The sequence below is a fragment of the Vibrio tritonius genome (genome assembly GCF_001547935.1).
Taxonomy (GTDB): domain Bacteria; phylum Pseudomonadota; class Gammaproteobacteria; order Enterobacterales; family Vibrionaceae; genus Vibrio; species Vibrio tritonius.
The window spans coordinates 2,048,302-2,065,098 of record NZ_AP014635.1; the positions used below are offsets into that span (position 1 = coordinate 2,048,302).

At 42.4% G+C, this 16,797-nt stretch carries 14 protein-coding genes; 3 read left to right on the forward strand and 11 right to left on the reverse strand.

From position 1 onward, the window contains the following. Positions 1-123 precede the first annotated feature (123 nt). The gene (locus JCM16456_RS09025; RefSeq protein WP_068713901.1) at positions 124-1,140 is read left to right on the forward strand and encodes an alpha/beta hydrolase family protein; all 1,017 of its coding nucleotides are present in this window, start codon (positions 124-126) and stop codon (positions 1,138-1,140) included. A 17-nt stretch (positions 1,141-1,157) separates the two neighbouring features. Here JCM16456_RS09025 and JCM16456_RS09030 read toward each other — a convergent pair whose 3' ends face one another. The 5 genes from JCM16456_RS09030 to JCM16456_RS09050 all read right to left on the reverse strand — a co-directional run bounded on the left by JCM16456_RS09030 (position 1,158) and on the right by JCM16456_RS09050 (position 7,667). Next, complete coding sequence (locus JCM16456_RS09030) at positions 1,158-2,231, reverse strand: helix-turn-helix domain-containing protein (RefSeq protein ID WP_068713902.1); 1,074 nt, start codon at positions 2,229-2,231, stop codon at positions 1,158-1,160. Positions 2,232-2,475: 244 nt separating this feature from the next. Beyond that, a complete protein-coding gene (locus JCM16456_RS09035; RefSeq protein ID WP_068713903.1) occupies positions 2,476-3,966 on the reverse strand; it encodes a DUF4041 domain-containing protein in 1,491 nt (496 codons plus the stop codon). Between the two features lie 274 nt (positions 3,967-4,240). Continuing rightward, positions 4,241-5,098, reverse strand: a complete 858-nt coding sequence (locus tag JCM16456_RS09040) for a glycosyltransferase (protein ID WP_068713904.1) — start codon at positions 5,096-5,098, stop codon at positions 4,241-4,243. After that, positions 5,095-6,441 carry a putative O-glycosylation ligase, exosortase A system-associated gene (locus JCM16456_RS09045; protein WP_068713905.1) on the reverse strand — a complete coding sequence of 449 codons (1,347 nt, stop codon included), beginning with the start codon at positions 6,439-6,441 and terminating at the stop codon, positions 5,095-5,097. The genes JCM16456_RS09040 and JCM16456_RS09045 overlap by 4 nt, the downstream gene beginning before the upstream one ends. A gap of 92 nt (positions 6,442-6,533) precedes the next feature. Next, entirely contained in the window at positions 6,534-7,667 is a 1,134-nt protein-coding gene (locus JCM16456_RS09050) for a glycosyltransferase (protein ID WP_082712272.1), read from the reverse strand. Between the two features lie 153 nt (positions 7,668-7,820). Between JCM16456_RS09050 and JCM16456_RS09055 the strand changes: the two genes are divergently transcribed. Beyond that, the gene (locus JCM16456_RS09055; protein ID WP_068713907.1) at positions 7,821-8,849 is read left to right on the forward strand and encodes a GHMP family kinase ATP-binding protein; all 1,029 of its coding nucleotides are present in this window, start codon (positions 7,821-7,823) and stop codon (positions 8,847-8,849) included. Positions 8,850-8,895: 46 nt separating this feature from the next. Continuing rightward, positions 8,896-9,651, forward strand: a complete 756-nt coding sequence (locus JCM16456_RS09060; RefSeq protein ID WP_068713908.1) for a nucleotidyltransferase family protein — start codon at positions 8,896-8,898, stop codon at positions 9,649-9,651. Here the strand turns inward: JCM16456_RS09060 and JCM16456_RS09065 are convergent. From JCM16456_RS09065 to JCM16456_RS09090, 6 genes are all read right to left on the reverse strand, one after another. Then, on the reverse strand, positions 9,644-10,504 hold the full coding sequence (locus tag JCM16456_RS09065; protein ID WP_068713909.1) for a polysaccharide pyruvyl transferase family protein: 861 nt from the start codon (positions 10,502-10,504) through the stop codon (positions 9,644-9,646). The two genes, JCM16456_RS09060 and JCM16456_RS09065, sit on opposite strands and share 8 nt — an antisense overlap. Positions 10,505-10,540: 36 nt before the next feature. Next, complete coding sequence (locus JCM16456_RS09070; RefSeq protein ID WP_162266536.1) at positions 10,541-12,022, reverse strand: oligosaccharide flippase family protein; 1,482 nt, start codon at positions 12,020-12,022, stop codon at positions 10,541-10,543. 7 nt (positions 12,023-12,029) lie between these two features. Beyond that, positions 12,030-12,935, reverse strand: a complete 906-nt coding sequence (locus tag JCM16456_RS09075) for a glycosyltransferase family 8 protein (protein ID WP_068713911.1) — start codon at positions 12,933-12,935, stop codon at positions 12,030-12,032. 37 nt (positions 12,936-12,972) lie between these two features. Continuing rightward, a complete protein-coding gene (locus JCM16456_RS09080; protein WP_156430492.1) occupies positions 12,973-13,971 on the reverse strand; it encodes a glycosyltransferase family 2 protein in 999 nt (332 codons plus the stop codon). A 71-nt stretch (positions 13,972-14,042) separates the two neighbouring features. Further along, positions 14,043-15,008, reverse strand: a complete 966-nt coding sequence (locus JCM16456_RS09085; protein WP_068713913.1) for a polysaccharide deacetylase family protein — start codon at positions 15,006-15,008, stop codon at positions 14,043-14,045. Beyond that, positions 15,005-16,765: an arsenate reductase/protein-tyrosine-phosphatase family protein gene (locus JCM16456_RS09090; protein ID WP_156430493.1), complete on the reverse strand. Its 1,761-nt coding sequence runs from the start codon at positions 16,763-16,765 to the stop codon at positions 15,005-15,007. The genes JCM16456_RS09085 and JCM16456_RS09090 overlap by 4 nt, the downstream gene beginning before the upstream one ends. Positions 16,766-16,797: the final 32 nt, after the last annotated feature.

Genomic DNA, 16,797 nt, shown 5'->3' on the forward strand with positions numbered 1-16,797 from the left:
AGTTTCCGTTTGCTGAACGAACTCCTAAAATACGATTTAGGACGTCCTCGATCGTGTTTTAGGTCTCGTAATATCTAGCCTTGACGCATATTAGCTCCACTAACTTCAATTGGAGCTAACCCCATGAAATGGGCAAATTTATTGTTTACATCCTTACTTTTTCTTTCTAGTAATGCCATCGCCTCTGGTGTCGGGTTCACTCAAATCACCTTAACAGACGATCCTAAACGACCTCTAAATACTGCTATTTGGTATCCCACTCAAGAGGTTTCAAATACAACCTTGATTGGTGATAACCCTGCCTTCGTCGGTACGAAAATTATCAAAGACGCTCAGATCCAATCTAGCACTTTCCCTGTGGTGCTGTTATCGCATGGCTACCGAGGAAATTGGCGGAATCAAAACTGGTTAGCGACCGAAATTGCTAAGCGTGGCTATATAGTGGCGGCTGCTGACCACCCTGGAACCACCACCTTCGACCACTCTCTAAAACAAGCAGCAAAGTGGTGGGAACGACCTCGCGATATGTCGCGAATTCTCGATCACTTGTTAACCTCAGCGCGATGGAAGCAGCATGTGAATGCCGACAATGTCACCGCGATTGGTCATTCATTAGGTGGCTGGACTGTGATGCAATTGGCCGGAGCTAAAGTTGACAGGCAAACCTTCAAATCTCGTTGTTTGATATACCCGAACCCACGAACTTGTGGTCTTGCTGAAGAGTTAGGGCTAGCGAAAGTGCAAGCTCATGAACCAAGCAGCAAAGATCTTTCAGATCCGAGAATCAAACGTGTGGTTACTCTTGATTTGGGGCTTGCTGGTAGCTTTTCAATTAACAGCTTAAATGACATCACAGTGCCGACTCTAATTCTAGCTGCAGGAATTGATATAGGGGATCTACCACAAGCATTAGAATCTGGTTACATTGCCGAACACATACCTCTTTATTCAAGACGGTACAAGGTCTATGAAAACGCAACACATTTTAGCTTCATTCAAGACTGTAAACAGGGAGCCGAAGTAATACTTGAAGATGAAGTGCCGGGTGATGGTATTATTTGTAAAGATGGTGTAGGCACATCACGCGAAGAACTGCATCAACTGATATTAAATGATATTGTCAGTTTTCTAAATCGATAAATGGGAAGATATTACACTCAATCTAACACTGGCGGCGAACTTCGAAACTCACTCGGAGTTTGCCCCGTTACCCTTGAAAATTCGCGATTGAAATTAGACTTAGTGTGAAAACCTGAACTAAGGAAGACTTCTGTTATCGACTCGTCATTTTGCTTAAGTAAGGTCTTAGCGTGCTCAATTCGATACGTATTGATCACCTTAGAAATATTCTGATTGTAAGCTTGATTAACCGCTGACGATATTTTACGAGCCGGAATACCTAACTTTCTCGCCAGTTTGTTAAGATATAAATCTGGGTCCCTGAATATTTGCTTTTCTCTCATTAAGTTATCGAACTTAGTAATGATTTGCGTTACTTCTTCCACTTGATCTTCATCTAAGCCACCCGCTAATTTAATTGGCCTATCGACGTCGTCAAGATAGTAACCTGACGTTGAAGATACAACCTGCGCTTTAGAGTGCTTTTCGTTGGGAGGTGTACTTATACTTACCACCATCACAGAGACCACAATTGCAGGAATAAAGACAAGGTATCCCATCGACAATATCAGGTTGCTATGCTGGGCGTCTAACAACAAGATATCGTAAGAGAGCACACTATCAACTAAAGCGGAAAACAGAAGAAATCCACCTGCAAGTCGTTCAGCAACGATCACCCTCGGTACATCGGTTAACCGGACTTTTTCTGGCGTACTAAACGATGACTTCAATAACAAACTACCGTAGGCGAAATATAATGAGTTGACCAGTATATCAACGAGTCCAACCCAGATATGCCCATACAATAATGAGCCAATCAGAACAGTGATAGGACCAAACCAATGTAATTTTAAGTTTGGTTTATTCTTATGTTCCCCCGAAAAGCAGAGCCAAGCCACCACTGGTACACTCGCACCGAGAATAGGCTGCAGGAAACGAAACAACGCAATATCTAGTGTCCACCGTAACCCCACTATAGTGATCATTAATGCACACAGAATGGTAAACCAAAATGACTTCTGACTAGTTTGTGGATATTTGTATCGAAGTAACACTCCAGTCATCAATAACAACAATGCAGCGATAAATGGTAAAGGAATGGCGAGCATCAAAAATCCGTATAAATTCGATCAAAGACCAATAAAATAAATTACTTAATTATAAAATTCACTGAACAATCTACATGAAAAATGTTGAATATCAATCTAGATAAAATAACTTTTTATAGGTCTATATGTACATTAACTGAGTATGGATAGCTTTTACTTCAGCTAAATATGGGACAACACTGAGCTAACTGTACTAGTTAGCTCAATGATACCGATGCTAAATATTTCTTTTTTAGCACCTATATATTTAAATGCTTTCGGCAAATCCAGATTGCTTCGTCTTAGCTATATCAGTGATAGCACCAAGCTCCATTGCATCTTTAAACTCAGCTTGCTTGCGTAATGCTTTGGTTTCATTGAAGTCCTGTGCTACTGCAGTTTCAATGAATTCAGCATCATCAATATCGAAATTTATAACAGCTTGTTTGATATCAGAAAGGTCTACTTGGAAAAACTCTTTACGACGGTTCACCATGTTCAGGCGGTTACTATCGAATACTCGATGCAACTCTTTCTCAAGAGAAGGCGCGTCATTGGTGTGAATCATGGCATGAACATCAAAACTGAATGGTACTGAAGCGTCACCCAATTCCCTCACACGATCCATTGGTTCGAGTCTGCGGGTCATACCAATCTTATAAACGTTTTCTCCAAACGAGCCAATATTGCTAATAACGTAAACGTGACCTTGCTTGGTTTGCTCTGCCATACTTTGTACTCTTTGATGTTTTTGCTCCGCTACTTCAAGGTCAGCCTGTAGCTGTGCAATCTGCTCTTCCAGGTTACTACGGGCTTCATCATTCGCTGACTCAAGCTGTTTTCGGGCGGTTACAAGAGCTTTAGAGAATCGGGCTTCTTCTTTGATAGCTTCTTGTTCTGCTTTCTTGATCTCGGCTTCAACCTTGGCTTCTTCACGCATTTGAGCCTTAATTTCAGCCTGCTCTTCTTTCTCTCGTTGTTTCTTCTCTTTGTACTCGTGAGTCAGGCGAAGTTCCTCAATTTTAAATTGAAGATACTTATTTGAAATGATAATCATGTTGGACTCGTTAAGTTTATTAATTGCTTCAAAGGCCTTATTGATTCTGGCTTCCATCTTGGTGGCATTTTTCCATGTACAGTTTGCGATGGCGGCTTCACATTCATTGTTGAACGCGCGAGCTGTAAGTCTAATGCCTCGATCAGTCATCTTCTTACCTTCGACTTTTGAGTTACCTACCGTCCACTCAGTAGTGCAGTAAATAGCTCCTGAGGTATTCTTCAGACGAAGAAGGCCTTTTTGACGTTCCTTACACTCGCGGATTTTCTCTTTAAATTGCTCTGAAGTGTCAAAGTCAAAGTGCGATTCATAGAAGCCTAGCTCTAGCAACTCAATGTCATCATCATAAATGCCAATATGATGGATGAGTGAGTCATATATGCCTTTCTTCTCTCTATAACTCGCTTGGATCTGCTCAATATCATTTGTGATCTTGAGAAAAACTGCATTAGCTTCATCTTGGCGTAATTTGGATGCTTGGTTTCGAGCATTGATCTCTTCATCTAGGTTAATGATTCCAGAGTATTTCTTCTCGTAATCAGAAAGTGCTTGAGAAGTTTTTGCGGTTTCTTGTTTGGAATCTTCGAGTTCTCGCTTTATGGATTTCAGTCGAGCAATAAAGATAAAAAGCAGCACAACTAATAGTGCAGAGCTCACTATAAATGGTAGCGTTGGTAAATTATCGAATGCAGATTGAGGCATTATTACTCCTTTTTAATAAAATTTATGGCGTAATGTCGCAGGGTAATTCGGAGGTGTTATCTCTCTTTACACAATTGTATTTTTAATGGTTAGAAAACAAGAGATAAGGCAATAAGGTTATATCTTGCGTATTACCACTCATTACTTTTTTGTATGTCAAAAATCGATGCCTATCTAAAGCGCCCTTAAAACTGAAACAAATTTCGGAACACAAACAATCCCTCCACCCCATACCAACCAACCAAAATCTTCAACCTTAATCTCTTCACTTAAACTAACTTTCCCGCTTACCTTCCCTTCGAATTGATCGTGCAGCAATTAAATCAAACAGCACGTTTGAGCTGAGCCAGCGGATAGATAACGTATCGATTTGCGAAGCGTATTTAGGCATAACGCTAAGACCATCGCGTTTTAACTTCGGCACAATGCTGCTTTGCTGCATGTGGCGTTTTGAGTAACGAACTCGGCGGCGCAAGTAGAGTTTGATGTCCTGCCAGTGCCATGGGTTGAGCGGTTCGTAGTTAAATACGGCGTCGGTACACACGCCAATATTCTCTAATGGTGTATCTTTGCCACTGCACAAATCGGTGGCGGTAAGAAAGCCCAACATGCTGTCATCCCCTATTAGCCCCGTAGGTAAACGAACATTGTTCGCCACAATTCGCTGAATATAGGTCGGAGAAAGCAGGTAGAGATTGCCGGTAAATTGATGCTCACGCAGCAGCGTACTGCGCCACGCTTGCGCGCTACGCCCTTTAAGACAAGGGAAACTAGACACCGCCAAAAAGTGCGGATTGTTTAAGTGGTAATCCACCAGTTGAGCGATAGCCAATTCGGCAAAAGTCAGGTCGCCATCGGCAAACACCGCAATTGACTCGCCATCATAATATTGATGAACGAAGGTGTTCCACGCGTTGGATTTATCCCCCAGAGTAATTTCAATCGGATAAACATTGAGGTATCGCTTGGCAAATTCACTAACAACGCTAAGGGTGTGATCACGACAGCCATTGATCATCACATAAACCTGCACGGGATACTCGCCGCAACAGGTCAATAAACTGTTGAGCGAATCGGCAATGGTCGACTGCAAATTGTACGCAAATACACAAATTTGAATATTAGGCTTCATGATGCCCCCCCATTAGCCACTAACACCGATTGATTCTTTGCTCGGGGGGATTTTTTCTCATTGGCAACGCTTCGCTTCATTACTTGGTCAAGGCACACCACCATCGCCAAAATCGCGTAAAACATTTCCAAGTAAGCAAGAGAAAGCGCAGCTCCCGATACACAGTAAGCCATGAGTGAGATTTTTGTCATACCCGCCAGTAAGCAAGGCCAACTTTCTTTACCCTCATGCCTTCGAAAATAACGTTCAATGGATGAGAGACGGATAAATGTCAAAGAGATAAAAAGCAAAAACCAAAATAGCCCCAGAAATCCTTGGTCACCTAACACTTGGAAGTAGATACTATGAGCGGCCCACCCCTTATCACCCGGCGGAGGGGTAGGAATAAAATCGAACTTATCAATATCCACGGCCAATATCCGCCACATGTAACTCACCTGTGGGCCTTTAAATCCCCCGCCAATGAGCGGACGCTCAAGGGCCATTAAGGTATGAATTTTCCACGAATTGATTCGAGTGGTAAACGAGGCACTTGCCATGGCATTGTCGATGGATGCCATTCGGTTGTACCAACTCTGTGGCAAAAAGCTATATGCTAGAATCGCAGCAAAAACGAGAATAAAGACAGTGCGGAGTTTATGACGACTTTTGAGCCAGAAGTACCCCAAAATAATGATTAGCCCAATCAAGCCGCCACGAGAGAAAGTGCCCGTTACCGCAAGGATACACATGATCAACATCAGGCGGAGACCAAACTTAATGAGCTTCTCTTTGGTTTCCCCAATGAGATAAATAATAAATGGGATGGTCATACACATGGCCACCGCCATATGGTTGTTATCAGATAGAATATTACCAGAAGGACCTTTAATTCTATGTCCACCAGCAGAGGCAATAAATTTTAAGCCTTCGACAAACCCCATAAAACCTATCGAAAGAACAATCATCCACAAGAATAAACGAAAGTGGTGCCTATCTCTTAATATTAAACTAATAAATACAAACAGTAGAATTGCCTTAAAAAATTCCGACAAATCTGTTTTAACCATAACATCCGGTGCCATTGCAAAGATGCTTGTTATACAAGTATGAATAAAAAACAAGATAACAAATATAAAAATGGGATTGACTTTAAATTTAGACTTATGAGTAGAAAAGATAAACCCAATAATGGTTACTGCAGCAAACACACTGTTATAACTAATATGTGAGGCAAAACCATATAACCAGTGTACTGGCACAAATAATCCGCTCCACAGCCATAAACAAACCGCAATATAGGGCCGGCGTAAAGCAAACACGAGCAATATCAGAAAAGCGGAGAAAAAAACCAGATCACGCATTTATTCGCCCTTGCTCTGCTTATCAACATCAAGTGACTGTTTGACAATATAAATAAGCAGGCCCAAACACCCCGTAAAAAGTAACCCTTCAATCACTGTGCTTGCCTCTCTAGGTATAGGGCTTGGTATGCCGCTACCATATCGCGCTGGCTAAAGTTCTGCTCGATTTGCTGACGCGCTTTTTGCCCCATGGTTTCACGTAGCTGTTGAGAGCTGTACAGCTTGATCAGCCCGTTCACGTAGCCGTCATGATCACCACTGGCGACCGCTAGTCCCGTCTCATTGTCTATAATCACTTCACCAATCCCCCCTACTTTGGTCACCAAATGGGGAATCGACATCGACATTGATTCGATCAAAGTCATCGGGATACCTTCCGCAAAGGATGACATAAGAAAAACATCAAACTCTTTATAATAATCAATTACTTCTGTTTTAGAACCGGTAAAAAACACTCGTTCTTTCAACCAGTAATCACCACGAACAAAGCCCTCTAACTGCGTTTTGTCTGGTCCATCCCCCACAATCAACAAGACACTATCCTGAGCAAAATCTCTGTTTTTTTCACACGCATCGCGAAATGCTTCGAGCAAAAAGGGTTGGTTTTTTATCTGATGTAACCGCGCCACATGCCCAAACACACATTTGTTGTGGCAAAAGGGTAAATGATGTTGGGCATCGCTCGTAGATTTCACGTAATGCTGGGTATCTACCCCATTGATAATCAGTGACACTTTGTTCTGCGGAACCCCTACCTCATCGATCAGCCATTGGTGCAAATCGGCAGACACTGCCACCATATGATGAATAACATGACTGGAAAGGCGTCTTAACCAACGGTATTTTTTCACTGTACCATTTGGGTCATAGCTATCACGGCCATGCTCTGCATGAATTCGCTGTGGCACTCGAGCTAACCAAGCCACCCACTGGTATTCAATTGTGCCTAAATTATACGTATGGATCACATCTGGATGTAATTTATTAAGTAATTTGTAAAGTTTAAAATAGACAGCAATATCATTCCCTTCTTTTTTATTTAAAGAAAAACACTCTATTGGAATATCTATCTCAGAATAAAAATCACCTATTTTTGTCAATGAGACAATTACATGACAAAAATTATCACTTTTGAGATTATTTATACAATTTACGATAATCCTTTCCAAGCCACCCACATCGAAACTATATACTAGATGGCAAATACATATTTTTTTCTTAGCCATAGTGTGATTATAAAATTAACAATAAGAACCTTATCAAAATAAGGTTTGAATAAGATTACTTTAATTCAATTATCTCTATAGTAGAAATGAAATTTGTATTTTTTCAATCGAATAAAATAATTTTTCAATAGACTGTGAAAAAGGTGTGTCAATATGATTGTTAGATCGCGATCTCCTCTACGTCTTGGATTGGCTGGCGGCGGAACCGACATTTCGCCTTATTGTGATACCTATGGTGGCTCTGTATTAAACGCAACCATAGATATGTACGCCAACTGCACCATTGAGCTGGTTCCTGAACACGACGGAATTACCTTTATCGCGCAAGATATCCATCAGCAATATCACACACCTTTAGCGGCACGCATTCCACTGTCTGGGGAATTACTACTGCATAAAGCCGTCTATAACCGAATCGTACGAGACTTTAACGACAATCAACCGATTGCCATGAAACTTTACACGTTTTCTGATGCACCTCCCGGCTGTGGCTTAGGTTCATCGTCAACCATGGTGGTCACTATTCTTAGTGCCTTTAAAGAGTTACTGAAACTTCCTCTCAGTGAATATGATGTAGCGAAAATGGCGTATGACATTGAAAGAATTGATTGCGGCTTTTCAGGCGGTAAGCAAGACCAATACGCGACCACCTTTGGCGGTTTCAATTATATGGAGTTTTATGAATGTGACCGCGTTATTGTCAACCCACTTCGAATTCGAGATAGCATCATCAATGAATTAGAAAGTCAGATGGTTTTATATTTCACTGGTGTTTCTCGCTCTTCTGCGAAGATCATTGATGAACAAATTAAAGAGACTCAATCTCCCCACAGCGCTTCGCTAGAAGCAATGCACCAAGTAAAGCACCTATCGTATGCGATGAAAGAGTGTTTATTGAAATCGGATATTGATGGTATGTCATCACTTTTCAAAGAAGCATGGCTAGCAAAAAAAGGCATGTCGAGCTCCATCTCAACAGCCAGTATTGATGAAATAGAAGACCGCGTACTAACAGCTGGCGCAAAATCAATGAAGATCACAGGGGCTGGTGGTGGTGGCTTTATGATGCTGTTTGTTGACCCGATTCATCGCCTTGAAGTTGAGCACACCCTGAAAACATTAGATGGTCGAATTCAGCCATTCCATTTCACTCAGCAAGGCACACAATCATGGACGGTGTAATCCACTCAGTTGTTCAATGGGTTAACCATTTAACGGGAGGCGTTTAATGGTTTCATCACATACTGCCACAGCCATTATTTTGTGTGGCGGCATGGGAACTCGCCTGCACGCCATCACCAAAGATCAAACCGCTAAACCTATGGTCGAAGTGGCTGGCAGGCCGTTTTTGCAATATTTACTCGATTATTTAATTCAGCAAGGGATATCTCAGGTCGTTCTTGCCGTAGGACATCACAAATACATCATCATGGATTACTTTGGTGAACGATACGAGTCTCTTACCATTCGCTATTCAATCGAAACCAACCCTTTAGGTACGGGCGGCGCCTTAAAACAAGCTATGCAAAATCCAGCAGTGCAGCAGTCTGAATTGGCATTAGTGCTAAATGGCGATAGTTTTATTGGTTTCGATTTGCAAGATATGATTAAACAACTGACGCAACATAATGCTGATTTAGTAATGGCACTCCGGGAGATGGACAATACAGGTCGGTATGGCCGTGTCACCGTAGACCGTAATAGCAAACTCACCGCTTTTGAAGAAAAAAAAGGTGGCCAACCGGGTACTATCAATAGTGGTGTGTATCTTATGCGCACTTCTCTACGCGAACGCTTTCCCGTTCAACCTAGTTTCTCATTTGAAACCGACTTTCTCGAAGTTCAAATCAGGAAAGCCGCTTTTTATGGATACCTTAGTGGCAGCTATTTTATTGATATAGGAACACCAAGCGATTATAAACAAGCTCAAACCGACTTTGTGAACAAGATAAACACGCAGCAAACATGCCCCACGCTCACTTAGTCACACTTGAAAAAAAGCTCTCATAACAATCGGTCACACGCCCGAGATTACTTTTAAACACAGCATCTGTGCTAAGTTGTGGCTTGCCATGTTTGATGATTTTCTTCAGTTGTAAACGCACGTTTTTTTCTTTTACACTCGTAATAAGACGTTTGCTTATACGATGATCTGAAGATGGCCACAAGCTCATCAACTTCGTTGGTTGGTATTCAAGGCCAATGGTACTGCACCAATCATTCCATTTAAACGTATTGATCTTTTCTGCACTGCTCACCGCAATCCAAGGAATGCGCAGCGCGTCTGCAACAATAGCACCATGCATCGCTTCTACCATTACCCACTGGCAGGAGAGTAAATCGTCCATCACTTCTTGGTATGACCGTCGTGGGTCAATGTACTTAAGTCCTAAATCTTGGCACACACGCTCCCAAAGCCGGTTAGCAACCCCATGATGCGGCACATACCCCACTCTGCCTTCAGTCACGTTATAAATGTTGTCTTTATTCGCAAGAAGAATCGCGGGATCGGTCATCACCTGATGACTCTCTAACCCTAGCTTTTTAGCCGTTAAATGCCCTCGAACGAATTTGACATCCCATTTTTCATTGATCAACGCAGGTTGCCCATACCCATACCCCGCGCCCAATACGATTTTTTTCCCTCGCGCAGGAACGAGCTCGTTCAAAATGGTACCAATGGCAACCACAAGGGTGTCGTTCTCACTAACGTCATATTGTCTATCAACATTGAGAAAAACATTGCCCTGAAATTGGTTTCCGAGACGATGTTGAATCAAGACTTCATTTAAATCATCTCCGAAATTCCCCGGAGACACTCGATATATTTTGACCATGCTAAATACCTATTCTGCCAAGACAATCATGGTTGGTTAAGACTGCACGCGATGCTGAAACGCTATCAACATCGGGCGAATGAACGTTTTATATAAGAAGTCATACTCATCACTAAATGGCTTAACATAATAGATGAGCAGCAAAGTCGAGCCACAATACACCAGCGCTCCTCCCACAATATTGATAGCCAAATTAACTAACACAATAGAGCTGATAGTGAATGATTGGGCTAGAGACAAAACCAGCAGCATGCAAGATGAACTCAATAAAATCGGCGTCAATAACAGCACCGTTTTAAACAAGGAAAGCGCCATGATACGGTTCAATACCCAAAATAAGATGAGTAGCATTAAATAGGCAATGTACATACGGTAGAAGGCAAAATCGTAAAGATTGACCGACGATATCGCGACAATAATAATGAGAAAAACAATGGACGTAACTGCTTCATAGTAAAACTGCTTTTTCACTTCGCCCAACAAAGTAAACACATCGGTGAGTACCCCAACTAACATCCCAGAAAAGGTCATAACCAAAAAGGCTTGAAATAGAGGAATGGCCTCAACCCATTGTGGACCAAATACCGCGGGAACAATACTATCCGCTAGGTAGCTTCCACCAAATACGATTGGCAGATAAAGAGAGCACAACACCACTATCGATTTATAAACCTTATCTAACAGTTGCTTCCTATCATGCACATAACCAGAAAGACTGGGATAAAGCACCTTGTTGATTGGTGTGATAACAAACTGTTGCGCCGTTACTGAGGCTTCATTCGCAAAGTTATATAACCCCAGCTCTGCCACTGAATAGAACTTCGCGATGATGATTTTATCAAAGGCCACTTTGATATAATTGATCACCCCTTTTAACAGCACCCATTTGGAAAATTGCCACTGCTCGCCCATGTTGCTCAGAACAAAGGTTAGCTTTCTTCGAACAATGAATTGGCTACCAAGGGAATACAACCCATTGTAAACCAGCGTGCCTATCACCACCGCCCAGTAAGTCTGAAAAACAAGCGCAATAACCACCGATGTTGTACTCGATATTGACTTAGTGACGATTTCTAAAATGGAAAGCTGACCATAATCCAGATTTTTCACCTTAAGATTGATAGCAGGACTCTGTAAACCAATAAAAATGACGCCTAACGACATAACCTTTAACACTAACGCCATTTCTGGTATCTGCATGTAGTCTGCCGCGATACCTGAAAACAGAAAAATCAAAATGGCAATGGCGAGGCGTGAGAGAAAGTTAATGGTCCAAGCAGCATTAATATCATGCTCGGAAATGTCACTTTTACGAATTAAATATTGATTACTTCCAACATTCGCCAGAACATTAAAGAAGCCTTGCACAATATAGCAGCCAGCCAAAATACCAAAGTCATACTTGCTCAAGTTACGCGCCAAAATAATGATACTGACCGCGGACAGAAAGCGAGAGTACCAAGAAACCAAAAGCAGCAAGAGCGATGCCTTTAATATTTTCTGTGTTATTCCAGCCATTCTCGTTTTAAATCCCTTTAACATCAGAGAGCTGCACAAAGCTCTCCTTGCCAAGCAATATCCTTAAATGCTTTTTAAGTAACGTATAGAGCGACTTATCCTGTGGGGTAAAATCGCGCCAAGGCGTGAGCGCTAAGTATTCAAAATACTTGCGTTGATAAGGATGATTACAAGAGTAAAACCAAGGTCTAGCCAAACCATTAAAATGGACAATTTTCGCTTCGTGGCGAATACGAACCAACTCATCGTGCCCCAATTGTTGATACTCTGAACGGCGAAAATACGGCGTTATCACATTATAGGTCGAGTCTAAAGTCATGCGATTTTGATAGAGCACCCCATTAAGAGCGTCCTGATCAGGGTTTGTTGCAATCTCCTTATTTTCAATAAGAAAATTCAAAATATCATCACGGCAGTGCTCTTTCCGCCAGCGAGGTATATTGAAGAGCAACACACCGGAATTAAAATAACCATACTCAAGTGGTAAATGACATCGATGGTGGCAATCAGCAAAGGGAATATCGACGGCACCAATCACAAAATCATCAAAGTTACGGTTGAATAATTCATCAATGGTATCGACCACGAGCGTATCCACATCCAGATAAAGCACCCGTTCAACATCTTCAGCAACAAATTCATCAACCCAAAGGCGCAGATAGATGTTTTTTCGATACGCACCAATTTGAGGGAACGGTTCAAGCTTTTTCTCGTCAAAATCGACTAATTTCAGTGTGCCGTTAGGAAAGTTAAGCACGCATTGCTCAAGCTTTTCTCTCGCTTGCTGACTCAACCCCATCACAGCCACAGTGATTTCAAATTCCGTTTGAGGGTTGTTTTTCAGCAAAGAAACAATACAAACACCGCAATGCTGAGCAAAGTTTTCATCGGTCGTTAATAAGATATGATTCATTGTGCTCCCTTCTTCTCTCTATTGCTGTCGCCGATATTTATTTACGCCAAACCGTCTGACACCAAATTTTTAGCATGCCTGCAGAAAGCTTCCATCCAAGTGATTGTTTTGCCATACGATATGCCAACGCATAATTCTCCTGATTCATCGCCCATTCAGCGATACGCCCAGCAGCATAGCTACCATGAGTGGTAGCAAATTGGAGGAGCCGTGGATCGCGGTTTTCTATCAACATCTTGTCGAAGATATAGAGCCGCGACAGTTGTTTGTGGCAATCACTCATTTGGGTTGTCACGTTTTCTTCAAGGCATGGATTGGGAATATGATGACGACTAACGACTCGGTCGTAATACATCAAGTTATCAACATGCCCAATGAAACGATGAAACAGTTCGAAATCTTCTTCGTAATCCAATCCTTGACAAAATCCACCAACCCGTTGGATTAGCTTGGTTTGATAAAGCGTGATATTAAGATGGGGAAAACCACCATGCTCATAGAAATACTGCGGCATAACGTTATAAAAGTGCTCGGTATCGAGCGGTTTTGCCTTGGCAAGCAGTTGCGCTCGGGTAAACCAATGCTCACTTTGTAGTGAACCATCAGCACGCATTGCCTGTTGATCAGCAAATAATATTGCTGGTTGGCATTGGCTCAACACCGTACTTATCGCGGATAAATAATGCTCATCCGTCCACTCATCATCATCATCGCAAAAAGTGACATAGTCACCTTTCGCGTAAGCAAGACCAATATTGCGCGCTACAGAAGGCCCAACACCGACAGAGTGTTGTGAACACAAGTCTACATAATCGATACGATGTTCAATAGAACTAAACAGTTCTTTATAACGAGCTTGGTTTTTAAGCGAAGAACCATTATTCACAACAATCATCTGCGTTGCTTCAAGCGATTGTTCTAAAACTCGACAGACGGCTCGATAGGCTAAATCAGGTCGATTACACGTCGCGATAATGACCGAAATCACCAGTGATTTTGACGATATTTGCGCCGGCCTAACGGTCGGTTTCTGCATCACTTGTTCCACCGTATATCCCCCTTGAACGTCGTTCTCCTTGAGAACTTAGTTCTTTATTCTCTTCGAACTCAACCGCGCGAATCAGACGTTATCAACATCGACGGTAAAACCGTCTTGCCACAAAATTCACTGGTAAACATGACCAAATAGGTTTCAATTGTCTGGACAAACCGAGCAACATCTTCATCTGATCGAGTGTATGGTGTTAAGCCCTGTTTCGTTGTTGGTGAATGAAAGGACATAATAAAATCCTGCTGCCCTACCGCCAATTGAGCCTGAGTTAGCTGTGCCATTTGTTTGGCGGTAAACCCTTCAGGTGACAAGCGATAACGCTTCACCCGCAGAAACTTACTGGCCAGACGAAACCAACGGTGTTGTTGAATCCAAGTGAATGTCTCTGGCCGACGATTAAGGTAATCACGTAGCGGCGGCAGCACAGCCAATATCGAGCTGGTGTGCGGTAAATAGGTGAGCTCATTTTGTTCAAAACGACGATTAGAGTAACGGCTAAAATCAGGCCCTTGCTGATGGCGAAAATCACAGTAAGCGCTGATACTGAGGTCCACTTGATACCCTAACGCTTTGATGATCTTTGGCGTATTTGGCCCTACCCCATAGCGCCCCGCTAAATAGGTTTTAGGTCGCACACCTGAGACTTGTTCAATCGTTTCAGTCAGCACCTTGAGTTTTTCATATTCAATGTCATAGCTAAGGTTGCCAGGATAAGAAGCCTCGTTGGCCACTTCATCTCGGCCATCTTCAAAGGGAGGGTTAACCCAAGGATGTAAATGCGTGGCAAATTCAATGCTCTGCCCATGCTGGGCGCGGTAGCGATTTACGACCTTTTGTCCGCCCATACTGGTAATAAAGGGATAATCCATTGCTAACGTAATTTTACCGCCCAGTTCAATAATACGGTCCATTACGCTTATCAAATGGTCAGCGTGAGTAACATCCATATTTGAACGATAGAATCCTCCATCCCAATCAAACTCTTCCTCTGCGTGAATCACAATCACTAATTGGCGGCTCATGAGTGTACTGCTCCTTTGTAGACTTTAAGTAACCCTGAAACCGAGTTAGATATTTCTGTATAACATTCAACGACCCCCTCCATTCCTCGTCCATAAGGATCATCAATGGTAGAAGCGTGAGGAAATTGATCATCCAGTAAGTCAGCGGCACAGAAGGCGTGGTTCACTTGATAATAGGCTCTAAGCTTGCCTCGGTTTTGCTGATCAAAATAGATAACGATGTCTGTCTCGTTTAGGTCGTACTGACTTAACCACTTAGACTGATGATGAGAAAGATCTTCTCCAAGCTCTAACGCCGCTTGAAAAGCCGAATCGGGGCAAGCACGCTGCTCAATAAGATGGAATCCAAAAGAATCCCAAGCTAAGGGAATATCTTGCTGCGTAGCTGACTCTTGAAAGCAAACTGCAGCAAAGGGACTACGCATAATATTGCCATAACAAACAAACAGAATTCGTCGCTTAGGGTTGTGTTTAAATAACCGAGTTAGAACTCTGTTGGTGCGCCAGCGGCGCAGTTGAATGAACCAAGGTAACTTAGCTAACTTCGATAGAAAAAAGGCGTTGAACAAACCCAACATTTCAGCATAAAAAGGGCCTAAGTCATTGAGCATAAATGTATCAATTGTTTCTCTAGGTGTAAGGCTGTTCACTAATTGAAATAAGCGTTTGATTAGATGCTTTCTTGCAGACCAAGACGATGAAGTCGCATTTAGCTGCTCATACTCCCTTTTCATTTCATAGATGTCTGCAGTTAAGGCACGGGCTAAAACTGGTCGATAATGGTTATATTTTTTCTCTGGCTTTTGGCGAGTCACCAAATAATCTGCGTACAGGCGAGGAAAATCGACATGAGCATAAATCGCTAACGGGAGTGATCCCCAAAAGCGAGCATTGACTTCGACTAAGATCCATTGTTCTTTCTCACCGCGGCGAAATTCAAACATCGCCACTCCGGTTAAGTTCGTCGCTCTACATATACGCTGCGTTGCAGCCAATAACTCTTCGTCTAAAGGAATGCTTTGTCGATAAGAGCTTCCCCCGCCAGAACTGGGTTCTGCAACTCGGATATGGGCAAATGCAGCATAAACGTCTCCTTCTATCGCAAATACCGAAAGCCCTTCGCCTCTACCGGAAAAAAAAGCCTCAATCAAAAACTCACGCTGGTTATCCACCCCCAAGCAATAATCATTAAACTCGCTTTCATTGTGAATAATCGCCACTTTTTGTCTTTGACTCAGTTTAGTTTCTTCAAACGACTGTAAAGGCTTAATCACAAATGGGAGACCATAGAGCTGGTGTAAATGAGTAAAGCTTGCCTGTTCAAGGCATTCGGTATGACCCTGGGCAACAGAGACATCGCAATTGATCGCAACTTGTTTGGTCTTCCATTTGTCAAACAGGCAATCCAAGGCCTCTTGATTAGCGATAGCCAACTGAGTATGAGCAGGCAGACGACTTTTCGCTGACCACAAAGGGTAAATAGCTCGCTCATCACAAGGAATAATGAGATCAAATTGATAACGTTCAATCAAGGCCAATACGCTGCTTAGCCAATCTTCCGCCGTGAGCGCTTGATAGTTATAGTACTTGGCCGTTGTCACATACTTACTTGCCAGTGCAGGACTGGTTTGATCGTAGCAAACCACATGAACTTCATAACCTGCACGGCCTAGCGACCGAACAACCGACAGAAAACTGCGAGTATCTTCTCCTAATACCAAAGCGGATACTCGATTTTCTGTGATACTTTGCTGCATACTAATCACTCGCTTCTCATTTTAAAATTGAA

Bases quoted from the DNA above. Each gene is read 5' to 3' on its own strand.
- JCM16456_RS09025 (WP_068713901.1), top strand. From the start codon at position 124: ATGAAATGGGCAAATTTATTGTTTACATCCTTACTTTTTCTTTCTAGT.
- JCM16456_RS09035 (WP_068713903.1), bottom strand. From the start codon at position 3,966: ATGCCTCAATCTGCATTCGATAATTTACCAACGCTACCATTTATAGTG.
- JCM16456_RS09040 (WP_068713904.1), bottom strand. From the start codon at position 5,098: ATGAAGCCTAATATTCAAATTTGTGTATTTGCGTACAATTTGCAGTCG.
- JCM16456_RS09045 (WP_068713905.1), bottom strand. From the start codon at position 6,441: ATGCGTGATCTGGTTTTTTTCTCCGCTTTTCTGATATTGCTCGTGTTT.
- JCM16456_RS09050 (WP_082712272.1), bottom strand. From the start codon at position 7,667: ATGGCTAAGAAAAAAATATGTATTTGCCATCTAGTATATAGTTTCGAT.
- JCM16456_RS09055 (WP_068713907.1), top strand. From the start codon at position 7,821: ATGATTGTTAGATCGCGATCTCCTCTACGTCTTGGATTGGCTGGCGGC.
- JCM16456_RS09060 (WP_068713908.1), top strand. From the start codon at position 8,896: ATGGTTTCATCACATACTGCCACAGCCATTATTTTGTGTGGCGGCATG.
- JCM16456_RS09065 (WP_068713909.1), bottom strand. From the start codon at position 10,504: ATGGTCAAAATATATCGAGTGTCTCCGGGGAATTTCGGAGATGATTTA.
- JCM16456_RS09070 (WP_162266536.1), bottom strand. From the start codon at position 12,022: ATGGCTGGAATAACACAGAAAATATTAAAGGCATCGCTCTTGCTGCTT.
- JCM16456_RS09075 (WP_068713911.1), bottom strand. From the start codon at position 12,935: ATGAATCATATCTTATTAACGACCGATGAAAACTTTGCTCAGCATTGC.
- JCM16456_RS09080 (WP_156430492.1), bottom strand. From the start codon at position 13,971: ATGCAGAAACCGACCGTTAGGCCGGCGCAAATATCGTCAAAATCACTG.
- JCM16456_RS09085 (WP_068713913.1), bottom strand. From the start codon at position 15,008: ATGAGCCGCCAATTAGTGATTGTGATTCACGCAGAGGAAGAGTTTGAT.
- JCM16456_RS09090 (WP_156430493.1), bottom strand. From the start codon at position 16,765: ATGCAGCAAAGTATCACAGAAAATCGAGTATCCGCTTTGGTATTAGGA.